Annotated in this window: 1 protein-coding gene; it reads right to left on the bottom strand. The window is 62.4% G+C overall.

Annotation, left to right across the window (positions count from 1 at the left end; all coding sequences use genetic code 11):
* The coding region (locus tag EJI00_RS24950; protein ID WP_260590848.1) for a type IV secretion system protein at positions 1-489 on the bottom strand (489 nt) is incomplete at its 3' end.
* Positions 490-500 lie beyond the last annotated feature (11 nt).

Here is a 500-nt window from a genome sequence, read left to right as displayed (position 1 = left end):
GGGAGGAGTCGTTTGCGTCGTCTGGCTAGTTTGCTGCGTCCCCTGGTGCGCCTGATACCCTGGATCACCCGCTCCGGCTTTCTTGCCGGCATCCACTTGCGCGTAAGTCGCAAACTGCCCCATCGTCCCCCCAAAGAACGCAGCCGCCATCGGCGGCGCAGAAATCAGCAGCGTCGTCATCAACAACCCGATGCCCCCTTGCTGCATCGCCTGGTTCGTAAGTCCCGCGCTTCCTGCAACGTCCAGCAAGCTGCTGACAGCGCTGGCCGCCCACAAGGCCGCCGCCACGCGCAGCGTCAGCTCCAGCACGATCGAGACCATGAAACTGAGCACCGCCATCGAGAACAAGGTGCCCAGCCCGTATTTGAGCCAGCTCCAGAACATCTGCTCCGTCACCTTGAAGATCAGGCACATGATGAAAATCGGCCCGAACCCGATGAACAGCGCCAGCGCCACCTTGTACATGAGCAGCATGGCTGCCGCCGTCATCGGCGGACCGG

Source organism: Variovorax sp. DXTD-1, assembly GCF_003984625.1.
Lineage (GTDB): Bacteria > Pseudomonadota > Gammaproteobacteria > Burkholderiales > Burkholderiaceae_C > Variovorax.
The sequence above is the reverse complement of the archived record's forward strand: the minus strand, read 5'-3'. Positions and strand labels throughout refer to the sequence as shown.